This is a genomic window from Azospirillum himalayense (assembly GCF_042657465.1).
GTDB lineage: Bacteria > Pseudomonadota > Alphaproteobacteria > Azospirillales > Azospirillaceae > Azospirillum > Azospirillum himalayense.
Window position 1 is genome coordinate 34,484 of record NZ_JBHSLC010000010.1, and the last position, 19,470, is coordinate 53,953.

Consider the following 19,470-nt stretch of genomic DNA (forward strand, 5'->3'; position numbering starts at 1 on the left):
AAGACCGGAAGGGTAGGGCCCTGTTGCCCCGAATGGAGAGGTCGGGCGCCAAAGAACAGGCTTGCAGCAGGAACCAGCCGGCCAAGCTCGCGTTCTTCTCAGCGAAAGCTCCACATTTGGGAGGACGTCATGAGCATCGGCACCATTCTGCTCATCATTTTGATTCTCGTTCTAATCGGCGCGGTTCCGGCCTGGCCGCACAGCCGCGGTTGGGGCTATGGCCCGAGCGGCATCCTCGGCGTGCTGCTGCTGGTCCTGATCGTGCTGTTGCTGATGGGCCGCATCTGACGGGCCACCCGTCCGGGCAATCCAACGCGCGGGCGCCGTTCCCGTTCCGCCACCGGCCTCTGGGCGTCACGCTCCGGGGCTGCGGCCGGGACGGGAACGGCGCCCGTTGCGCATGACGAACATCAGCCAGCCGATCGGCCCGAGGATCAGCACCATCACCACCCAGCCGGCCCGTGGGCCGAAGGGGCAGCGCGTGCCGGGCGGGGGACGCCACGGGCCGCCGCGCCGTGACAGCATCACGTGGAGGAGGGGCGCGCCGTAAAGGGCGAACAGGATCAGCCAGGGTGCGAAGTCTTGTGCCATGGCGGCATGCTACCCCAGAACGGGTGGTCGCTCCCACCACGGAGCGTCAGGGACTGCGTCGTGGGCGCTTGTTCGATGATGTGTCCAAATGGTAATACCGCAACGCAGGAATGGACTTCATGCGTATGAGGCATGGTTGCGCCGCAACGTGGCGGACGATTATCCTCCGCGGTGTCCGATATGCCGAAAGGCCGATATCATGGCGGTTGAGATCGAACGGCGCTTTCTGGTCCGGAGGGACATCCGTTCCCTGTGCCGAAACGGCCTGTCCATCGTCCAGGGCTATCTGCCTTCCGACGACGGTCGAACGGTGCGGGTGCGGGTGGCGGGGCCGGACGCCACGCTGACCGTCAAAGGCCCCCGCCGCGGCCTGTGCCGCGAAGAGATTGAGCATCCGCTTCCCCTCGACCTTGCCCTTGGCCTTCTGCGCCACAGCTGCCGGGGCGGGCTGATCGAGAAAACCCGTTACCTGATTCATCACCATGGTCTCTGCTGGGAGATCGACGTGTTCGGCGGCGAAAACGCCGGTCTTGTGATCGCCGAGGTCGAGCTGTCCCACGCCGACCAAGTCGTTCCGCTTCCCGACTGGGTGGGGGCGGAGGTCACGCATCGGGCGGCCTACAGCAATTCCGCCCTGTCGCGCAGCCCGATCCGCCACTGGGTCAGCGCGGCTTAATTCTTCTCCTGGTGAAAAAAAGAAGCCCCGGTCCGAAGGGGGGACCGGGGCCAAGGCTGCGTGGATGACTGTGTGCAGCGCAGCAATCCGCGTGCCAGATAGTGCGGAAACTCCGGCGAAGCGCCGAAAGGGGAACGCAGCCCGGCGCCGTCCTGTTGCAAAAGGGCCGTCCGGACGGGCGGCGGGCAACGGCGAACGGGAGTCTGGCACGATGGCTCAGTACGAGAACCGGTGGAAGGACGAGGCCCGCAACGTGGACGAGGACGACCGCCGCGACGTCCGCGACCGCAACGAATTTGGGCGTGGCGCCTATGGCGCAGGCGGTTATCCCCGGAGTGACTACGAAAGCGGCGGTTCCGGCGGGCGCGATCCAAGCCGCCGCTGGGGCAGCGACTGGGGCCACGCCGAGCGCGGATGGCATCGCGACGAAAGGATGCGGGAGGAACGCTATCGCGACGAGCCCATCGGCATGGCGCGGGAACGCGACTTCTGGCAGCAGGCGGGCGATGAGATCGCCTCGTGGTTCGGAAATGACGACGCCGAACGCCGTCGGGAGGAGGATGAGCGGCGCGCCCAGTTCCGCGGCCGAGGCCCACGCGGCTACACCCGGTCGGACGAGCGGATCCGCGACGATCTGAACGACCGGCTGACCGAGGACCCCTATCTCGACGCCACCGACATTGCGGTGTCCGTGTCGGGGGGCGAGGTCACGCTGGACGGCACGGTCGACGACCGCATGGCGAAGCGCCGCGCCGAGGATCTGGCTGAGGCCATCTCCGGCGTTCGGCACGTCCAGAACAACCTGCGCCTTCGCGAGCCGGGCGGCACCATGGCCTTCTGAACGCGCCGCCCCTGAAGCGCCAACGAATGAAGCGCTCAAGAAACGCCCTCGCGCCGGTCGGAGCGGGGGCGTTGGCGTGCCCGGTCAATGCGCGGCGGTGCTGCCGGCGTCTTCGGCCATGTAGGGGCTGTACTGCCTGTCCACCGACTGGATGTGTTCAATGAACCATTCCTTCAGGAGCAGGATCAGGTCGATGCGCAGCATCATCTCGTTGCTGTCGTCGTCGTCCAGAGTCAGCTTCTGCACCTCGTCGATGAAGTAACGGTGCGCGGCCCGGTGGGCCTCGAGGCCGGGATAGCCCTGCTGCTCCATCAGCGCCTCCTCCCGCGTGAAATGCACGGAGGTGTATTCCTGCAAACCCCCCAGCAGCCCGGACAGGCTGGCGCGGTCTTTCTCCGCGATGCCGGCCTTGAGTAGATGGTTGAACATGTCGAGCAATTTTCGGTGGTCGTCGTCGAGAACTTCGACGCCGACGCTCATCGATTTATCCCAGGCAACATGTTGCATCGGATCAATCCTTTCAGAGGGCCGGGTCAGCCGAGTATAGAGGGGCGGAAATCTTGTATTGCGATGTTAAAACCGGCAACCGCGGCGGCACAAGCGGCAAAAAACCGCAGGCCGGAGGTTGCACCGCACCCTGTTGAGCTTGTGGGCCGGCAAAGGATGTGCTTCCCCGCGCGCCGTCCAGGCATTATGAAAATGCAAGGGATCTGCGGAGTTCGGGACGATGGCGCTGCTGGACGATATTCTGGAGAAGAAGCGGGTTCTGGACGACGCCCGGCCGATGCCGTTGACGGTGGTCCGCGATCTGGCCGACCGCTTCGAACGCGGCTTGACCACCGCCTGCCTGATCGTGGAAGGGGTGGAACTGTCCCCCGACGACATCCGCATGGTGCTGGACCGCGGCGCGGTGCTGCGCAGCCGTCCGGCCGACCCGCAGCGCCTCGTGCTCAACCACCGCGCCGCGCTGGAACTGATGGCCCGCCTGTCTTTCCAGGGCGGCGGCGTGGTGACGGAACGCACCATCGCGGCTTTTCACGGCGTGCTGTACCAGGGGATCGACACCAACGCCGGGCGCTACCGGGACGGCGCGCTGAAGGACAATGCCGGCGCCTCCCCCGATCCGGCGAAGGTGCGGGTGTCGATGTCGGCGTTGTCGGGCTGGCTGCGCCGAACGGAGCCGGGGCCGGAGGCCGCCTTCGAGGCGCACCACCGGCTGATGAGCGTCCGCCCCTTCTTCCAGGGCAACGCCGCGACCGCGCTTCTGCTGTGCAACCTGATCCTGAATCGCGCCGGCTTCCCGCCGGTGGTGGTGACCGACGAGGATCGCGAGATGTACGGCGCGATGGTCGAGCGCGCCTGGTCGCTGGGCGACAAGACGCCGTTCCGCGACCTGATGATGCGCCTGCTCGACCGCAGCCTGAATCTGTGTCTGCGCAGCGCCGCCCGTGCCCTCCGCGACTTCGAGCCGGCCGACGAGGATGAGCACGGCTTCGGCAGTGACCATGACCACAACGAGGGTTACGGTCGGCGTCCCTGACGGGAACTGACGGTCAGCCGCGGGCCGGCAGCAGCAGGCGCGACGGGCGGGCGCCGCCGCCGTGGATGAGCAGGGTGATCGGCTGCGCGTCCACCAGCCGGGTTTCGCCCGGCTCCGCCCCCGTCCCCGGATTGATGGGATAGGCCGGGAAGCAGGACCCGGCGAGGCTGAGGCGCAGTGCGCTTCCAGCGGGCAGGGTCGCGCAGAGCGCGCGCAAGGCCACCGGCATGGGACGCTGCTCGCCGCCAGGCTCTACCCGCGCGTGGCCCTGGCTGAGCGGCAGGACGCGCCCGTCGGGCAGCACGGCGGACAGGACGGCGCTGACGTCGAAGGACGGAGCGTCGGCCTCCACCCAGATTTCCAGGGCAGCCAATCCCGACAATGTCAGCGGCGCCGTGAGCGGAGCGGTGTCGTAGACCGCCACGTCGGGGCGGTCGTCGGCGGTCGCGCGGTCGCGCGGGCCGGCGTCGGGCACGGCGTGACCGCCCACGGTGGGCACCGGATCGCGCGGGTCGTGAACCATGACATCGAGGAACGCTTCGTCCGGGGTGCCCTCGCGCAGGGCACCGCCGCCGCGTCGCGTGGCGAGTCCGTCGCTCGACAGATGCAGCGGCTGTGCGGCGGGCGGCAAGACCGGCAGGTCGCGCCAGCGGTGATCCAGAACGTCGAACAGGCGGATCGGGCCGCCGCGGTCCGCGCCGTTCATCTCCCCCTTCAGGAAGCGCTCGAACCAGCCGAGTTGCAGGGCGTCGAAGGACGGCACGTCGGACGGCTTCAGGCTGTCGAGCCCGGCATGGACCGCCACGCCACGGCTGTCCCACGGGCCGACGAGAAGGCGGACGGTACCCTCGCTGCCGGCGGACAGGGCTTCGTGCGCTGCCAGCGTGCCGGTCAGGCGCGGATCGTACCACCCGCCGATCTGAAGGATGGAAACCTCACCGACGCCGCCGGAAAGGGCGTGGCGGGGCGACAGCTCGTCCCAGCTTCCGCCCGGACCTGGGGTGGTCAGCCAGTCGTCGTAATGGCAATGGCGGGCGTAGTCGCGCAGCACCCGCGGGCGGGACGGAATCTCGTCGTCCAGCGGCAGGCTGCGGATCGCCTCAAGAAGCGCGCGGTAGGCCGCGCCATCCTCCAGCCGGCGGGCCGATTCCGCAGCACAGCGCAGCGCCCAGCCCATCGCGTCGGCCAGCCGGAAGGCCCCGCCTTCCGTCGCCCAATCGGTGAAGACGTCCCAGCCGGCCAGCGCCGGCACCATCGCGCGCAACGCGGCAGGCCGCTCGGCCAGTGCCAGAAGCTGCGCCATCCCGGCGTATCCGCTGCCGTACATGCCGACGGTGCCGTTGGAACCGGGCAGGGAGGCCGCCCAGGCCACCGCGTCGGCGCCGTCCTCGCGCTCCGCCTCGAAGGGGCGGAAACGGCCCTCCGACGTGCCGCGCCCGCGCACGTCCTGCACCACGACCACATAACCGCGGGCAGCGTACCAGCGCGGGTGCGCGTAATGGCTGGTCATCGCCGTGCGCCGCCCGCAGGCCAGGCGCAGCAGCAGGACCGGCCAGGGGCCGACCCCGTCGGGCCGGTAGAGGTCGGCGTCGAGCCGCGCACCGTCGCGCGTCCGCATGGAAACGGTTTCGGGAGGCCGGACGGCCAGAAGGGGCGGCTGTTCGAGAATCACCGGGGCCATATGGGTCATGGAGCGCCGTGCCGAGCAACAGTGACCGGCAACTCACGCAAGTGCTGTGCCATGACCGGCGGATTGCCGTCGCGATGTTCCCTCTCCCGCCCCGGGAGAGGGAAGGGGCCCGCGCAACGCGCGGGAAGGGTGAGGGTATCGGCAACGGGGCGGTGTCCGATCCTCGGCAGCACCCTCACCCGGCGCCTTCGGCGCCACCCTCTCCCGGGGCGGGAGAGGGTGCTTAAAGGATGGGCAGACGCCTTTCCAGAAGGCGTTTTTTACGAATCGTAGCTCATCAACGAGACGCTGGGCACGTCCAGCTTGTCGCGGCCGTTGAGGAAGGTCAGCTCGACCAGGAAGGCGGCGGCGCGGACGTCGGCGCCGACGCGGCGCAGCAGGCTGATCGCCGCGGCCATGGTGCCGCCGGTCGCCAGCAGATCGTCGAGGACGACCACGCGCTGGCCGGGTTTCACGGCGTCGGCCTGAACCTCGATGGTGTCGGTGCCGTATTCCAGGTCATAGGAATGGGCGACCTTGTCGCCGGGCAGCTTGCCGTGCTTGCGCACCATGATGAAGCCGGTGCCGAGCGCCAGGGCCAGCGGGGCGGCGATCAGGAAGCCGCGCGATTCAATGCCCACCAGCAGCTCCGGCTTGTGCGGGCGCAGCGCCTCGGCCAACTGGTCAACCGCCTCCTTCCACGCCTCGGCGTGAGCCAGCAGCGGGGAGATGTCGTAGAAGAGGATGCCGGGCTTGGGGAAATCGGCGATGCCGCGGATGTGGTTCTTCAGGTCGATGGGGTTCGGCATGGTGAAAAGGTTCCTGTGCAACGGCGGCGCCATACTATCGGGGAGGCCCGCCGCGTGCAAACCACCGCTGTGCGGCTGTTTTTCCCCGGCTTGAGGTTGACCATCGGGGGGGCAAGCGGCCAAGTTCCTCTCCACAAGCATGAGCATCGCCGCAGGGCGGCACCGAAAGGGAAGGGCAGGACGAGGCATGGCGCGCGAAAGGGCGTGGTTGGAATCGTCGCGCGCCGGCGACGGTGAATGGCGGTTGACGGCTCTCGGCCATTGGGACCTGAGGGCCGCGGGTGGGCTCTCGGGCACGCTCGACGGCTTCGCGCTGGACGGCGGCGGGGCGGTGAGCCTCGACCTGTCGCGGCTGGACGCCATGGACACGGTCGGCGCCTATCTGCTGTCCGCCCTGTCCGACCGGCTGAAGGCGGCGGGCCACGGCGTCGATCTGGCCGCCATCCGTCCGGAGCACGCCGCCCTGTTCGACGCCGTGCGCGAGGTCGGTCCCCCGCCGGTCGAGCGGGCGCAGACGCACCGCCCGATCCTCGACATGCTGGAGCGCACCGGCCGCACCGCCGTCGACGGGCTGCGCGAGGGGCGGGACCTGCTGTCCTTCCTCGGCCTCATCGCCATCACCTTCGGGCGGCTGATCGTGAATCCGCGGCGGCTGCGCTTCCGCTCGGTGATGTTCCACATCGAGCAGACCGGGCTGAACGCCCTGCCGATCCTCGGGCTGCTGTCCTTCCTGATCGGCGTGGTTCTCGCCTTCCAGGGAGCGGACCAGCTCCGCCGCTTCGGGGCGGAGCTGTTCGTGGTCAACCTGCTGGGCGTGTCGATCCTGCGCGAGATCGGCATCCTGATGACCGCCATCATCGTGGCCGGGCGCTCCGGCTCCGCCTTCACCGCGCAGATCGGCACCATGAAGGTGAACCAGGAGGTGGACGCCATAAGCACGCTTGGGCTGGACGTAGTGGAGCTTCTGGTGGTGCCGCGCGCGCTGGCCCTTATGATCACCCTGCCGCTGCTCGCCTTCTACGCCGACATCATGGGGCTGTTCGGCGGGGCGGTGATGAGCTACGCGACGCTGGACATCACCTTCGGGCAGTTCATCCGCCAGCTTCACGGCGCCGTCACCCTGCCGCATTTCCTGGTTGGACTGGTGAAGGCGCCGGTCTTCGCGCTGGTGATCGCCATGGTCGGCTGCTACGAGGGGCTGAAGGTCTCCGGCAGCGCCGAGAGCGTGGGCACGCTGACCACCAAGTCGGTGGTGGAGTCCATCTTCCTGGTGATCGTGCTGGACGCGGTCTTCTCCGTCCTGTTCTCCTTCCTCAGGCTGTGAGGGACCGTGGCGCCGTTTGACGACAGACAACCGGATGCGCAGGACGCGGTGATCCGCGTGCGCGGGCTGGTCACGCGCTTCGGCCCGCAGGTGGTCCATGACGGGCTCGACCTCGACGTGCGGCGGGGCGAGGTGCTGGGCGTGGTCGGCGGCTCCGGCACCGGCAAGTCGGTCCTGCTCAAGGAAATCCTCGGCCTGATCCGCCCGGCGGACGGCCGGATCGAGCTGCTGGGCCGCGACACCGCCGGCCTGCCGGAATCAGAGCGGGTGGCGCTCCAGGCGCGCACCGGCGTGCTGTTCCAGAACGGCGCGCTGTTCAGCTCCATGACCGTGGCGCAGAACGTCATGGTGCCTCTGCGCGAGCACACCGACCTCTCGGCCGCGCTGGCGGCGGAAATCGCGCGGGTCAAGATCGCCATGTCCGGCCTGCCGCCCAACGCCGGGGCGAAGTTCCCGTCGGAGCTGTCGGGCGGCATGATCAAGCGCGCCGGGCTGGCCCGCGCGCTGGCCCTCGACCCCGACATCCTGTTCCTGGACGAGCCGACGGCCGGGCTGGACCCCATCGGTGCCGCCGCCTTCGACCAGCTGATCCGCAACCTGCAGCGCAGCCTGGGCCTGACCGTCTTCATGGTCACCCACGACCTGGACAGCCTGACCTCGATCTGCGACCGCATCGCCGTCCTGGTGGACAAGAAGATCCGCGTGGGCACGCTGGAGGAGCATCTCCGCGACCCGCACCCCTGGATTCACGATTATTTCCACGGACCGCGCGGCCGCGCCGCGCGCCATGCAGAAAGCTGACCGGACGCCATGGAAACCCGCACCAGCTACATCCTCGTGGGCAGCTTCGTGTTGGCCTTGCTCGCCGGCCTCTTCGTCTTCACGGTCTGGGTCGCCAAGATCCAGCTGGAGGAGACGCGCCAGCCCTATTACATCTACTTCACCGGTTCGGTGACCGGCCTTCAGGAGGGGAGCCCGGTGCGCTACCGCGGTATCCCCGTGGGCACGGCGACCGACATCCGTCTGGACCCCAACGACGTCAGCCGCGTGCGCGTGCGGATCGAGGTGCAGGAAGGCACGCCGATCAAGACCGACTCCATCGCCTCGCTGGAGGTCCAGGGCATCACCGGCGGCGCTTACGTCCAGATTTCCGGCGGCACGGAGATGAGCGAGCTTCTGCGCACCGCGCATGACGGCGGCATCCCGGTGATCCCGTCGCGCCCGTCGTCGCTGACGGTGTTCGTCGACGCCGCCCCGCAGCTTCTGAACCGCGCGCTGGACCTGACCAACCGGGTGGCGGACCTGCTGACCCCGCAGAACCAGGCGGCCATCGCCGAGATCCTGGCGAACACCCGCGACCTGACCGGCGAACTGGCCCGCGCCAGCCGGGGGCTGGACACCACCCTCGTCCAGGCCAACCGGACGCTCCAGGGCTTCGAGATGGTCGGGCCGCAGCTCGGCCAGACGATGGAGCAGGCGCAGCGCACGCTGGCCGCGGTGGAGAGCGGCACCAAGACGCTGACCGGCGATCTGAGCACGCTGGCCGGATCGCTGAACAAGACCGCCAACCAGCTCAACGCCATGATCGGGGAGAACCGCGGGGCGATCCGCGACTTCACCGGCGGCGGGCTGTATGAACTGACCTTGCTGATCTCGCAGTTGCGCGACTTGTCGGGGCAACTGTCCCGCGTCGTCACGCGGATCGAGAATGACCCGTCGAACTTCCTGTTCGGCGGTACCCGCCAGGGTGTGGAGGTGCGTGGACGATGACGAGCCGTTTGATGAAGGGGATGGTGGCGGGGCTTCTGGCGGTCGGCCTGGTGACCGGCTGCGCCGCGCTGAACCCGACCGCGCCCAGCCTCTACACGCTGACGCCGGGGACTGTGGCCGAATCCGGTTCCCCACCGGTGCGCTGGCAGTTGCTGGTGGAGCCGCCGGCGGCCAGCGCCGGGATCGACACGCCGCGTATCGCGGTCACCCGCTCCGCCACCGCGCTCGACTATTTCGCCGGGGTGTCCTGGGCTGACCGGGCGCCGAACATGGTGCAGGGGCTGATCGTCCAGTCCTTCGAGGACAGCCGGCGGATCGTCTCGGTCGGGCGGGATTCAGCGGGGCTGCGCTCCGACTTCGTGTTGAAGACCGAACTGCGCGATTTCCAGGCGGAATTCACCGATTCCAACGCCGCGGCGCCGGACCGGGTGCGGGTGCGGCTGTCGGCCAAGCTGGTCGCCATGCCCAACCGGACCATCGAGGCGGGCGAGACCTTCGACGCCGTGGTGCCGGTGCGCGGGTCGGACTTCAGCGACGTGATCGCCGCCTTCAACACGGCCCTGGGGCAGGTGGAAGGCGCTCTGGTGGATTGGACCTTGAGGCGGGGCGAGGCGGTGTTCCGCGCCGAAGCTGGCCGTCCGGGTTCGGCGGGCCTTCGTTGAGGAAAGCGCTTGCTATGCGTACAAAGCCTCATACGTAATAGGGATCTGGAAAGGGCAGGGGCTGACGGGGCAGAGCATCCGATGATGGAGCTTTCGGAGCTTTCGCGCGACGAATTGCAGGCGATGTCGGAGGCCGCGCGGGAGGTCCGGCTGTGCCAGCGGGTGCTCGCCAAGACCGGCGACACGGTGGTGGGGGAACTGCTGCGCGGGCACGGCACGCTCTACGAATGGCGGCACTACCCGCCGGGCGACGTCTACGACGCCGAATACCACGCCCAATATTATTACCACTGCCACCCCGAGGATGAGCGGCCCGACGGCGAGCACGGGCACTTCCACACCTTCCTGCGCCCGCTGGGGATGCCGCCGGGCATGGAGCCGGTGCCTTTGAAGGATTACGAGGAACCGGACAACCCGAACGACGCCCTGTCCCATCTGGTGGGGATCGCCATGGACGTGGCGGGGCAGCCGGTGCGCCTGTTCACGACGAACCGTTGGGTGACGGGGGAGACGTGGTACGGAGCCGAGGACGTGATCCGCATGCTCGACAGCTTTACCGTCGATCACGCCCGCCCGTCCTGGCCGGCGAACCGCTGGATCACCGCGATGCTTCGGCTGTTTCGGCCGCAGATCATCAGCCTGCTGCACGAGCGCGACCGGACGGTCGCCGCCTGGAGCCACCGCCATACCGACGGCTGGGTCTACGAGGACCGGTCGCTGGAGGTGACGTCGCAGATCCTGATCTCGGTGGAGGAGCAGATCGCCGCGGTGGACCACGCGCTGCGCGGCGTGCGGCGGCGGTCCTCCGTGCTGCCGGAGCCGCCGCGCTTCGTCACGCCTTGATAAAAAACACCCTCTCCCGTCCCGGGAGAGGGCTTTCCTCACACCGGCAGCAGCGCCTTGCCCGTGGTGCCCGGAACCTGCCGGGCCTGGGCCATCACCGCCTTCTGGACCTTCTCGAAGGCGCGCACCTCGAGCTGGCGCACGCGCTCGCGCGAGACGTGAAAGTGCTGGCTCAGCTCCTCCAGCGTCAGCGGCTCGTCGCGCAGACGGCGGGCCACCAGGATCTGCCGCTCGCGGTCGTCGAGAACGCCCAGCCCCAGCTTGAGGAACTGCTGACGGCGCTTGCGCTCCTGCGCACCGGCGAGGATCGCCTCCTGGTCGGGACCCTCGTCGGCCAGAAGGTCCAGCCATTCGCTGTCGCCATCCTCGGCCAGGGTGGCGTTGAGCGAGCGATCGGTGCCCAGCCGGCGATTCATCTCGATCACGTCGGCCTTGGAGACGTCCAGCTCCGTCGCGATGCTCTCCACCGCTTCGGGAGACAGGTCGCCGCCGAAGGTGCCGTTCTCGGCGTCCTGCAACTGCGCCTTCAGCCGGCGCAGGCTGAAGAACAGCTTCTTCTGGGCCGCCGTGGTGCCGATCTTCACCAGCGACCAGTTGTGCAGCACATATTCCTGGATCGCCGCCCGGATCCACCAGGACGCGTAGGTGGCGAAGCGGAATCCCTTGTCGGGGTCGAACTTCTGCGCCGCCTGCATGACGCCGACGTTGCCCTCGGCGATCAGGTCGGACAGCGGCAGCCCGTAGCCCTGGTAGCCGCGGGCCATTTTGAAAACGAGCCGGAGGTGGCTGCCGATCAGCTTGTCGAGGGCGCGGCGGTCCTGCCGCTCCCGCCAGCGGATGGCGAGGTCGCGTTCCTGCTCGGGGGTGAGGTAGTCGTACTTGCGGGTTTCTTTTAGAAAGAGGGTGAGGGGTTCGCCAGAAACTGCCAGTTCCGTCAAAGAGCTTCTCCTGATTCCGGCATCCTCGGGAAACACCCTGCAATGGACCGATGGCCCCCGGCCCGGCTGGCCGGCGGGGCCATCGGAGCGGGGTGGGATCGGCTGTGGCCCAGGGCCGGCCGTGAATGTGTGGATGTCGGCAAGAGCTTAGAAATAAGAGGTCGCGGCGGCGGTTCAAGGGGTGGGGGGAAAGAAAGTATCCGCAGCCGGAAAATGGGAACTCCGCGGAATGGGCCGCGTTGGGGTCGGGTTGGGCCGCCTGGAATCGGCCCGGTGAGCGCCAACGGAGGACCGCGGCCATGGACCTCGATCCGCTGCTTCTGTCACGAATCCAGTTCGCTTTCGTGATTTCTTTTCACATTCTTTTCCCATCTTTTACGGTGGGGCTGGCCTGCTGGATCGCGGTTCTGGAGGCGCGGTGGCTGATCACCGGCAAGGCGCTGTACCGCAGCCTTTCGGAATTCTGGACGCGGATCTTCGCCATTTCCTTCGGCATGGGCGTGGTGTCGGGAATCGTGATGACCTACCAGTTCGGCACGAACTGGAGCCGCTGGTCGGACATCGTTGGCAACGTTCTGGGGCCGCTGATCCAGTACGAGGTGGTGACCGCCTTCTTTCTGGAAGCCGCCTTCCTCGGCATCCTGCTGTTCGGACGGGACCGCGTGCCGCGGGGCATCCATTTCCTGGCGGCGGTTCTGGTGGCCACGGGGACGGTGCTGTCCTCCTTCTGGATTCTCTCGGCGAACAGCTGGATGCACACCCCGGCGGGGGCGGAACTGCGCGACGGGCGGTTCTTCGTCACCGACTGGTGGGCGGTGGTGTTCAACCCTTCCTTCCCCTACCGGCTGGCCCACATGCTGACGGCGATGTTCCTGACCACCGGATTCGTGGTGGCCGGCATCAGCGCCTTCTATCTGCTGCGCAACCGCTTCCTGGACCACGCGCGGGTCGGCCTCAGCATGTCGTTGGCGCTCATCACCATCCTGGCGCCCTTGCAGATTTTCCTCGGCGACCTGCATGGGCTGAACACGCTGGAGCACCAGCCGGCCAAGATCGCCGCGATGGAAGGCCATTGGGAGGGCGGGGCGCGGGCGCCGCTGATCCTGTTCGCCATCCCTGACAACGAGGCGGAGACCAACCACGCCGAAATCGCCATTCCCGCGCTGTCGAGCCTGATCCTGACCCACGAGTGGGACGGGGTTGTCCCCGGCCTGAAGAACTTCCCGGTGGCGGACCGGCCCAATCCGGAGATCCTGTTCTGGACCTTCCGCATCATGGTGGGGATCGGCATGGTCATGCTGGCGGTGGCGCTGATCCATCTGGTGCAGCGGGTGCGCGGGAAACTCTACAGCCCGCACTGGTTCCATAAGGTGCTGGTCGGCTGCATGCCGCTGGGCTTCATCGCCATACTCGCCGGCTGGTTCACCACCGAGATCGGGCGCCAGCCCTGGGTGGTTTACGGGATGATCCGCACGGCGGACGCGGTCACCCCGGCCCTGACCGGCGGGGCGGTGCTGACCTCGCTGATCGTGTTCATGGTGGTCTACGCGATCATCTACGGGGCCGGGACCTACTACCTGTTCCGTTTGCTGACCATCGGGCCGTCGCGGCTGAACGACGAGGATCTGGAGATTCCCGCGGTGGCGCAGGGCCACCAGCCGAAGCGGCCCCTGTCGGTGCCCGGCGAATCCATCGAACCCGCGGAGTGACATCCATGGAAGGCAGCCTGCTGACCCTCGCCTGGGTCGCCATCGTCGGTTTCGCCGTCTTCATGTATGTGCTGATGGACGGCTTCGATCTGGGCATCGGCATCCTCTACCCCTTCGCCCCCAGCGAGGAGGCGCGGGACGTCATGATGAACTCGGTGGCGCCGGTCTGGGACTTCAACGAGACGTGGCTGATCCTCGGCGGGGCGGGGCTGTTCGCGGCCTTTCCCATCGCCTACGCCGTCGTCCTGCCGGCCATGTATCTGCCGCTGCTGCTGATGCTGATCGCGCTGGTCTTCCGCGGCGTCGCCTTCGAATTCCGCTTCAAGGCGCGGAGCAGCCGCCATCTGTGGAACAAGGCCTTCTTCCTGGGCTCGCTGCTCGCCACCTTCGCGCAGGGGGTGGTCCTCGGTTCCTTTATTCAAGGGATCGAGGTGGAGGGGCGCAACTTCGCCGGGACCATGCTGGATTGGCTGACCCCCTTCAGCCTGTTCTGCGGCGTGGCGCTGATCGCCGGCTACGCGCTGCTGGGGAGCACGTGGCTGATCTGGCGGACCATCGGCATTCTGCAGGACTGGTGCTTCCGCGTGGCGCGCCGGCTGCTGGTCGTGGTGTTGGTTCTGGTCACGGCGGTCAGCCTGTGGACGCCCTTCCTGGACGCCTCCATCGCCGCGCGCTGGTTCTCGGTTCCCAACATCCTGCTGCTGTCGCCGGTGCCGCTGATGGTCGGCTTCCTCGCCTTCGGCCTGTGGCGGGCGCTGGACGAGGGGCGGGAGGTGCTGCCCTTCGCCTTCGCCATGGGGCTGTTCGCCCTGTCCTATCTGGGGCTGGCGATCAGCCTGTGGCCGGTGCTGATCCCGCCGGGAATCACCGTCTGGCAGGCGGCCGCCCCGCCGGAGACGCAGGTCTTCCTGCTGATCGGCATGGCCTTCCTGATTCCGACGATCCTGATCTACACCGCCTACAGCTACTGGGTTTTCCGCGGCAAGGTGACGGGTGCTATCGGTTATCATTGATGGCGGCGATCATTGAGAACCCGCCCAACGCTGGCGTACAACAGCCGACCCCTTTCGACGGAGACCGCGCCATGACCCCAGACACCGCCCCGGACATCAGCTTCGCCGAGGTGATGCTGCGCAAGGGCGCGGAGCTGCTGCAGAGCACGGTGCCGGAGGACGCGGCCGAGGAGGCGGTGAACATCATGGCGCGCCGTCTCGCCATCGCCGCGACGATGGACGCGCCGCTGGTCGTCCACGCCGAGGGCGGCGGGCGGCCCGAGATGTTCGAGGAGGCGATGCGGCTGGCCGGAGTCTCCGCCGGGGAGCGCGCCGCCGCCCTGGCCGAGGCCCGGCAGGACGAACGCGCCGTGGTGTTCGAATTCGACGGCACCGGCCCGCTGACCGGCAACCGCGTGATCGCCGCGGTGATTCGTCCGGAGGACCGGCCGGACCTTCTGGAGGCCTACATCGCCATCGGGCGCCTTCGCGACGGGACCGCCCAGGTGACCGTCGCCCCGGCGACCCTGCGCCTCGACGCCCGCGCGCTGGCGGAGACGCTGGCGCTGATCGGTCCGGCGGCGCAGCACAGCCTCAACGCCGCCAACGCCGCCATGGCCCACGCGGCGAACATCACGGCTTTGCCGGGGCATGAGCTGGACAGCATGCCGGGCGCCCTGGTCGCGCTCTACTGGCATGCCTTCTGCCTGTCCTCGGCCCGCACGCGGTTGCGCCCCACCGGGCCGAACGCGCCGACCCTGCATTGAAGGCCGGGAGACGGCCCGTGAGGGTGCTGTTCCGCGCCGACGCCGGGGCCTCCATCGGGGCCGGGCACGTCATGCGCTGCCTCGCCGTGGCGGAGGCCGTGCAGGAACTGGGCGGCGACGCCCTGTTCGCCGCGGCGAGCCTGCCATCGGCTTTGGAGGAACGTCTGAGCGCTGCCGGCATGGCCGTTCACCGGATCGACGCGGCCCCCGGCAGCGCCGCCGATCTCGCCGCGACGCGCGCCATTGCGGTGGAAGCCGGTACCGCGGCCATCGTGCTGGACGGTTATGGATTCTCCGACGGCTGGCGGGCCGGGCTGGCCGGGACGGGGTTGCCCATCCTGGCCTTCGACGATGCCGGGACGGGGGAGGCGATCCACGCCGAACTGATCGTCAACGCCGCGCCGGACGCCGCGTCGCTGCCCTACCGCAAGGGCAACCCGGACGCCCGGCTGCTGCTCGGCCCGGCCTACGCTCCGTTGCGGCGGGAGGTGCGGGAGGCCGCGGCAGCAGCCAAGCCACCGCTGGAGGAACGCCGCGGCCTGCTGGTCACCTTCGGCGGCTCCGACCCGCTGGGGCTGACGGCTCCGGTGATCGAACGCCTTGCCCCCCGCCTGCCGCCGGGTGTTTCGCTGGATGTGGCGGTCGGCGGGGCGGTGCGCGACGCGACGGCCGTGAAGGCCGTGGCGGAGCGTTTCAAAGACAGCGTGCGGCTGCACCGCGACACGCCGCGCATGGGGCATCTGATGGCGCGGGCCGGGCTGGCCGTCTCGGCGGCCGGCACCACGACCGGTGAACTGGCCGCCATCGGCACGCCCGCCGTCCTCGTCACCATCGCCGACAACCAGCTGGAGGCCGCCCGCCAGTCGGAGGCTCTGGGCTGGTGCGCCCTGGTGGCCGGACAGACCGAAGGTGCTCCGGAGCGGATCGCCGACGTGGCGCTGGAGCTTTGGGCCGATCCGGTGCGGCGGCGGACCATGGCGGGCAAGCTGGCGGGGATCGTCGATGGCCAGGGCGCCTTGCGCATCGCGCGTGCGCTGGCGGAGGCGGGGACAAGGGCATCTGATTGTCCCTCTCCCGCCCCGGGAGAGGGAAGGGGCCCGCGCGAAGCGTGGGAAGGGTGAGGGTGCCTGCAACGGGCCAGCGCGTCGATCCTCGCACGACCCTCACCCACCCGCTTTCGCGGGCACCCTCTCCCGAGACGGGAGAGGGACAGTGAGCCACCGTCACCCCGCGGTGAAGCCGCCGTCCACGGGCAGCACCGTCCCCGTCACCCAGCGTCCGCTGTCGGCCAGCAGATAGGCCACCGCGTCGGCCACGTCCTGCGGCGCGCCGTAGCCCAGCGGGTGGGCGGCGGCGAGCGCGGCGTTCTGCTCCGCCGGCAGCATGGCGAACTGCTTCTCCGCCTTGGCGCCCAGCACCACCGCCGGGGCCACCACATTGACGCGGATGCGCTTGTCGGCCAGTTCCAGCGCCAGCGATTGCGCCACCGAGACCAGCGCCGCCTTGCTCGCGGCGTAGAGCGAGCGGCCCTTCTGGCCCTTCAGCCCGGCGACCGACCCGACATAGACGATCGACCCGCCGCCCGGCGCGAAGACGCCCTTCTGGTGGAAGCCGCGCGCCAGCATCAGCGAGGCCCCGACGTTCAGCGTGAAATAGCGGTCGAACTGCGCCCGGTTGACCTGCCGCAGCACGGAGTAGCCCTGCTCCGACGCGGAATGGACCAGCCCGGCGAAGGGACCGCGCGCCTCCGCCAGCCCCTTCATCCAGCCGGGGATGGCGTCGAGGTCGGTCAGGTCAAAGGGGGCGACCCTGTGCCGCTCCGGCCCGTCCAGCAGGGCGCGGGTGGCTTCCGCCGCGTCGGCGCGTCGGCCGACCAGCGTGAGGTCAGCGCCCAGCCCGGCCAGCGTGCGGCAAATCTCGCGCCCGATGTCGCTGTCGGCGGAGGCCCCGGTCACCAGCAGGCGCCGTCCCGTGAGGTCGAGCGGGTTGCGCATGGTCCGGCGGCTCAGGGGGTCAGCAGGGGGAAGTCGTCGGGGACCTCCTGCACCGCCGGGGCGGGGATCGGCCCGACGTCGGCAACCACGGCGCCCCAGGACCAGCCGACGCCGAAGCCGGCCAGCAGCATCTTGCGCGTGCCGGTGGACAGCGCCTCGCCCAGCCGATGGCTGACCGCTAGCGGGATGGAGGCGGAGCTGGTGTTGCCGAAATCGTGCATGTCCACGAGGAATTTTTCCGGCGGGAACTTGGTCTTCTTGCGCAGATGCTCCAGCATGAAGGCGTTGGCTTGGTGCATCACGCACAGGTCGATGTCCTCCACCCCCACGCCGGCGAACTCCAGCGTCTCGCGGATCAGCGGCGGCACGGCGCGCAGCGTGAAGGCGAAGACCTCCGCCCCGTTCAGCGACAGACGCGAGTCGGTGAACATCTGTTCCTGCTTGTCCGCCGGCCAGGGCTCGCGTCCCGGCACCAGCGAGTTGCGGCGGCCGCCGGCCTTGACCCAGATGTTCCTGGCCCCACCGCCGTCGGTGCCGACGACGACGTGGATCGGCGCGGCCCCCTGGCTGACCTCCAGCGCCACGGCCCCGCCCGCGTCACCGAACAGCGGCAGGGTGGAGCGGTCGCCCGGCACGAGGTGGCGCGAACTGGTGTCGCCGCACAGCACGATGGCCCGCCGGCCCGTCGAGCCGCCGAGCAGCCGCCCGGCCATCCACAGCCCGTAGACGAAGCCGGAGCATCCCAGATTGACGTCGAAGCAGGCCGCCCCCGTCCCCAGCCCCAGCCGCTTCTGCATGACGCAGGAGGTCGCGGGCACGTTGTAGTCGGGGTCCTGCGACACGAAGACCAGCACGTCCACACTGGCCGGGTCCCAGCCGAGCTGGGCGAGCAGCCCTTCCGCCGCCGCCACGCACATGTCCGAGGCGCAGATGTGCGGCGGGGCGATGCGGCGCTCGTAGACGCCGGTGGTGGCGAACAGCTTCTCCGCCTCCTCCGCCGTGAAGAGGGAGTGGTCCTCCAGGAAGGAATGGCGGTGCGGCGGCACGGCGGCCCGGAATCCCGCGATGCGCACGCCCTCGATGATGGCCTTCACCGGCTGCTCCCTCCCTCCGCCGCCCTTCCGTCCGTCCTGGACTTGGGCGAATTCGGAGACTATTAACCGAAAGAACGCTAGGGTCGAATGATTAACGAACCGATAAATGGAATCAGCCATGGATGACCGGGTTCAGCAAAGCCGGCTTTCGTTCCCGCCCGACATGGTGATCCCGCCCCAGCGTTATTCCGGCGAGGCCAATCACGCCGAAGAAGCGGTGCGAATCTTCCGCCGTTGCTGGATGTTCGTTGGATTTACGGACGACCTGCGCAACGACAACGACTTCATCACCGCCGAGATCGCCGGCACCTCGGTTCTGGTCCAGAACTTCGACGGGGAGCTGCGGGCCTATCACAATGTCTGCACGCACCGTTATTCGCTGATCCATCTGCGGCCCTGCGGCAACGGCAAGCCGGTCTGCCCCTATCACGGCTGGGTCTTCAACCGCGACGGCGTTCCGGTCGGTATCCCCGGCAACCGCGAGCATTTCGGCCTGGACGACGCCGCGAAGAAACGCCTCGCCCTGCGGGGCTTCGAGGTGGCAGTGCGGGGCCGCTTCGTCTTCGTCCGGCTGGAGCCGGCCGGACCGGGGCTGGACGAGCAACTGGGCGCCTACGGCGCCGTTCTCGACCATCTGTCGGACCTGTTCACCGACCGCATCGACGAGGGCGTGCTGCCCTGGAACGCCAACTGGAAGGCGGCGCTGGAAAGCGCCCTGGAGGTCTACCACGTCGACGCCACCCACCCGGAGACCTTCAAGGGCTACGTGAAGAAGGTGTGGATCTGCTCCTACGAGGGCGAGCATTCGCGGGGCGTCAGCCAGCTGTCCGACGGCTCGGCGCGCTGGTGGGACGGGGTGGCCCAGAAGATGGGGCTGCCGCGCAGCGACCGTCTGGAAAGCTACGACCACTATCTAATCTTCCCCAACCTCGCAATCGGCGTCTCCCACGGCGCGCTGATGAGCGTCCAAACCTACGACCCCGTCGGGCCGGACCGCTGCGAGCTGCATTTCCGCCTGTTCCTGGGCGAGACCACCAAGCCGCAGACCAAGGGCGGGGCCGCCCGCAAGGCGGTGGAGGCCAACGTCGCCGGCTTCAACCGCACCATCCTGGGCGAGGACCAGCGCGTGGCCGAGTCCACCCACAAGGGGCTGAAGCAGGTCCAGGCCCCGGCCGTCCTCGGCGCCTGCGAGGAGCGGATCGCCGCCTTCCACCGCGCGTGGCTCGCCCGCATGGCCGCCGAATGAGCCGG

General features: G+C 68.8%; 21 protein-coding genes. 14 read left to right on the forward strand and 7 right to left on the reverse strand.

Annotation, left to right across the window (positions count from 1 at the left end; genetic code table 11):
* Positions 1-129 precede the first annotated feature (129 nt).
* Positions 130-288 carry a DUF3309 family protein gene (locus ACFPMG_RS07415; RefSeq protein ID WP_014198602.1) on the forward strand — a complete coding sequence of 53 codons (159 nt, stop codon included), beginning with the start codon at positions 130-132 and terminating at the stop codon, positions 286-288.
* 66 nt (positions 289-354) lie between these two features.
* Here the strand turns inward: ACFPMG_RS07415 and ACFPMG_RS07420 are convergent, their stop codons facing one another.
* Positions 355-591, reverse strand: coding sequence for a hypothetical protein (locus tag ACFPMG_RS07420; RefSeq protein ID WP_014198603.1), 237 nt, complete (start codon positions 589-591; stop codon positions 355-357).
* A gap of 199 nt (positions 592-790) precedes the next feature.
* Between ACFPMG_RS07420 and ACFPMG_RS07425 the strand changes: the two genes are divergently transcribed.
* Both ACFPMG_RS07425 and ACFPMG_RS07430 read left to right on the forward strand, forming a co-directional pair.
* Positions 791-1,267 carry a CYTH domain-containing protein gene (locus ACFPMG_RS07425; protein ID WP_376994548.1) on the forward strand — a complete coding sequence of 159 codons (477 nt, stop codon included), beginning with the start codon at positions 791-793 and terminating at the stop codon, positions 1,265-1,267.
* 211 nt (positions 1,268-1,478) lie between these two features.
* Entirely contained in the window at positions 1,479-2,108 is a 630-nt protein-coding gene (locus tag ACFPMG_RS07430) for a BON domain-containing protein (protein WP_376994549.1), read from the forward strand.
* 84 nt (positions 2,109-2,192) lie between these two features.
* Here the strand turns inward: ACFPMG_RS07430 and ACFPMG_RS07435 are convergent, their stop codons facing one another.
* The gene (locus ACFPMG_RS07435; RefSeq protein WP_376994550.1) at positions 2,193-2,615 is read right to left on the reverse strand and encodes a bacteriohemerythrin; all 423 of its coding nucleotides are present in this window, start codon (positions 2,613-2,615) and stop codon (positions 2,193-2,195) included.
* A 220-nt stretch (positions 2,616-2,835) separates the two neighbouring features.
* On the opposite strand from ACFPMG_RS07435, the gene ACFPMG_RS07440 reads away from it, so the two are divergent.
* Complete coding sequence (locus tag ACFPMG_RS07440; RefSeq protein WP_376994551.1) at positions 2,836-3,648, forward strand: Fic family protein; 813 nt, start codon at positions 2,836-2,838, stop codon at positions 3,646-3,648.
* 13 nt (positions 3,649-3,661) lie between these two features.
* Here ACFPMG_RS07440 and ACFPMG_RS07445 read toward each other — a convergent pair whose 3' ends face one another.
* Both ACFPMG_RS07445 and ACFPMG_RS07450 read right to left on the reverse strand, forming a co-directional pair.
* Positions 3,662-5,266, reverse strand: coding sequence for a CocE/NonD family hydrolase (locus ACFPMG_RS07445; protein ID WP_376994552.1), 1,605 nt, complete (start codon positions 5,264-5,266; stop codon positions 3,662-3,664).
* Between the two features lie 332 nt (positions 5,267-5,598).
* Entirely contained in the window at positions 5,599-6,114 is a 516-nt protein-coding gene (locus ACFPMG_RS07450; protein ID WP_035678983.1) for an adenine phosphoribosyltransferase, read from the reverse strand.
* 199 nt (positions 6,115-6,313) lie between these two features.
* Here ACFPMG_RS07450 and ACFPMG_RS07455 point away from each other — a divergent pair, with 199 nt between their 5' ends.
* From ACFPMG_RS07455 to ACFPMG_RS07475, 5 genes are all read left to right on the forward strand, one after another.
* Entirely contained in the window at positions 6,314-7,450 is a 1,137-nt protein-coding gene (locus tag ACFPMG_RS07455; RefSeq protein WP_376994553.1) for an ABC transporter permease, read from the forward strand.
* 6 nt (positions 7,451-7,456) lie between these two features.
* Positions 7,457-8,251, forward strand: coding sequence for an ABC transporter ATP-binding protein (locus ACFPMG_RS07460; RefSeq protein ID WP_376994554.1), 795 nt, complete (start codon positions 7,457-7,459; stop codon positions 8,249-8,251).
* Positions 8,252-8,260: 9 nt separating this feature from the next.
* Positions 8,261-9,220: an MlaD family protein gene (locus ACFPMG_RS07465; RefSeq protein ID WP_376994555.1), complete on the forward strand. Its 960-nt coding sequence runs from the start codon at positions 8,261-8,263 to the stop codon at positions 9,218-9,220.
* Complete coding sequence (locus tag ACFPMG_RS07470) at positions 9,217-9,882, forward strand: ABC-type transport auxiliary lipoprotein family protein (protein WP_376994556.1); 666 nt, start codon at positions 9,217-9,219, stop codon at positions 9,880-9,882. Before ACFPMG_RS07465 ends, ACFPMG_RS07470 begins: the two co-directional genes overlap by 4 nt.
* Before the next feature lie 81 nt (positions 9,883-9,963).
* Positions 9,964-10,725 (forward strand): DUF6969 family protein, encoded by a 762-nt coding sequence (locus ACFPMG_RS07475; RefSeq protein WP_376994557.1) that lies wholly within the window; start codon positions 9,964-9,966, stop codon positions 10,723-10,725.
* A 38-nt stretch (positions 10,726-10,763) separates the two neighbouring features.
* Here ACFPMG_RS07475 and rpoH read toward each other — a convergent pair whose 3' ends face one another.
* Positions 10,764-11,663 carry an RNA polymerase sigma factor RpoH gene (gene rpoH / locus ACFPMG_RS07480; protein WP_137105302.1) on the reverse strand — a complete coding sequence of 300 codons (900 nt, stop codon included), beginning with the start codon at positions 11,661-11,663 and terminating at the stop codon, positions 10,764-10,766.
* Positions 11,664-11,962: 299 nt separating this feature from the next.
* On the opposite strand from rpoH, the gene ACFPMG_RS07485 reads away from it, so the two are divergent.
* The 4 genes from ACFPMG_RS07485 (at position 11,963) to pseG (ending at position 16,252) form a co-directional block, all read left to right on the forward strand.
* Positions 11,963-13,372 (forward strand): cytochrome ubiquinol oxidase subunit I, encoded by a 1,410-nt coding sequence (locus tag ACFPMG_RS07485; protein ID WP_376994558.1) that lies wholly within the window; start codon positions 11,963-11,965, stop codon positions 13,370-13,372.
* Between the two features lie 5 nt (positions 13,373-13,377).
* The gene (gene cydB / locus ACFPMG_RS07490) at positions 13,378-14,385 is read left to right on the forward strand and encodes a cytochrome d ubiquinol oxidase subunit II (RefSeq protein ID WP_376994559.1); all 1,008 of its coding nucleotides are present in this window, start codon (positions 13,378-13,380) and stop codon (positions 14,383-14,385) included.
* A 71-nt stretch (positions 14,386-14,456) separates the two neighbouring features.
* Positions 14,457-15,131: a hypothetical protein gene (locus tag ACFPMG_RS07495; protein WP_376994560.1), complete on the forward strand. Its 675-nt coding sequence runs from the start codon at positions 14,457-14,459 to the stop codon at positions 15,129-15,131.
* Between the two features lie 17 nt (positions 15,132-15,148).
* Positions 15,149-16,252: a UDP-2,4-diacetamido-2,4,6-trideoxy-beta-L-altropyranose hydrolase gene (gene pseG / locus ACFPMG_RS07500; RefSeq protein WP_376994561.1), complete on the forward strand. Its 1,104-nt coding sequence runs from the start codon at positions 15,149-15,151 to the stop codon at positions 16,250-16,252.
* 102 nt (positions 16,253-16,354) lie between these two features.
* Here pseG and ACFPMG_RS07505 read toward each other — a convergent pair whose 3' ends face one another.
* Together ACFPMG_RS07505 and ACFPMG_RS07510 are read right to left on the reverse strand one after the other, a co-directional pair.
* Entirely contained in the window at positions 16,355-17,125 is a 771-nt protein-coding gene (locus tag ACFPMG_RS07505; protein WP_376994562.1) for an SDR family NAD(P)-dependent oxidoreductase, read from the reverse strand.
* 11 nt (positions 17,126-17,136) lie between these two features.
* On the reverse strand, positions 17,137-18,219 hold the full coding sequence (locus tag ACFPMG_RS07510; protein WP_376994563.1) for a 3-oxoacyl-ACP synthase III family protein: 1,083 nt from the start codon (positions 18,217-18,219) through the stop codon (positions 17,137-17,139).
* 118 nt (positions 18,220-18,337) lie between these two features.
* Here ACFPMG_RS07510 and ACFPMG_RS07515 point away from each other — a divergent pair, with 118 nt between their 5' ends.
* Positions 18,338-19,465, forward strand: coding sequence for an aromatic ring-hydroxylating oxygenase subunit alpha (locus ACFPMG_RS07515; RefSeq protein ID WP_376994565.1), 1,128 nt, complete (start codon positions 18,338-18,340; stop codon positions 19,463-19,465).
* Positions 19,466-19,470 lie beyond the last annotated feature (5 nt).

What these genes read in the sequence shown, in the direction of transcription:
- ACFPMG_RS07415 (WP_014198602.1), top strand. Translation starts at nt 130, where the DNA reads ATGAGCATCGGCACCATTCTGCTCATCATTTTGATTCTCGTTCTAATC.
- ACFPMG_RS07420 (WP_014198603.1), bottom strand. Translation starts at nt 591, where the DNA reads ATGGCACAAGACTTCGCACCCTGGCTGATCCTGTTCGCCCTTTACGGC.
- ACFPMG_RS07425 (WP_376994548.1), top strand. Translation starts at nt 791, where the DNA reads ATGGCGGTTGAGATCGAACGGCGCTTTCTGGTCCGGAGGGACATCCGT.
- ACFPMG_RS07430 (WP_376994549.1), top strand. Translation starts at nt 1,479, where the DNA reads ATGGCTCAGTACGAGAACCGGTGGAAGGACGAGGCCCGCAACGTGGAC.
- ACFPMG_RS07435 (WP_376994550.1), bottom strand. Translation starts at nt 2,615, where the DNA reads ATGCAACATGTTGCCTGGGATAAATCGATGAGCGTCGGCGTCGAAGTT.
- ACFPMG_RS07440 (WP_376994551.1), top strand. Translation starts at nt 2,836, where the DNA reads ATGGCGCTGCTGGACGATATTCTGGAGAAGAAGCGGGTTCTGGACGAC.
- ACFPMG_RS07445 (WP_376994552.1), bottom strand. Translation starts at nt 5,266, where the DNA reads ATGCGGACGCGCGACGGTGCGCGGCTCGACGCCGACCTCTACCGGCCC.
- ACFPMG_RS07455 (WP_376994553.1), top strand. Translation starts at nt 6,314, where the DNA reads ATGGCGCGCGAAAGGGCGTGGTTGGAATCGTCGCGCGCCGGCGACGGT.
- ACFPMG_RS07465 (WP_376994555.1), top strand. Translation starts at nt 8,261, where the DNA reads ATGGAAACCCGCACCAGCTACATCCTCGTGGGCAGCTTCGTGTTGGCC.
- ACFPMG_RS07470 (WP_376994556.1), top strand. Translation starts at nt 9,217, where the DNA reads ATGACGAGCCGTTTGATGAAGGGGATGGTGGCGGGGCTTCTGGCGGTC.
- ACFPMG_RS07475 (WP_376994557.1), top strand. Translation starts at nt 9,964, where the DNA reads ATGATGGAGCTTTCGGAGCTTTCGCGCGACGAATTGCAGGCGATGTCG.
- ACFPMG_RS07485 (WP_376994558.1), top strand. Translation starts at nt 11,963, where the DNA reads ATGGACCTCGATCCGCTGCTTCTGTCACGAATCCAGTTCGCTTTCGTG.
- cydB (WP_376994559.1), top strand. Translation starts at nt 13,378, where the DNA reads ATGGAAGGCAGCCTGCTGACCCTCGCCTGGGTCGCCATCGTCGGTTTC.
- ACFPMG_RS07495 (WP_376994560.1), top strand. Translation starts at nt 14,457, where the DNA reads ATGACCCCAGACACCGCCCCGGACATCAGCTTCGCCGAGGTGATGCTG.
- ACFPMG_RS07505 (WP_376994562.1), bottom strand. Translation starts at nt 17,125, where the DNA reads ATGCGCAACCCGCTCGACCTCACGGGACGGCGCCTGCTGGTGACCGGG.
- ACFPMG_RS07515 (WP_376994565.1), top strand. Translation starts at nt 18,338, where the DNA reads ATGGATGACCGGGTTCAGCAAAGCCGGCTTTCGTTCCCGCCCGACATG.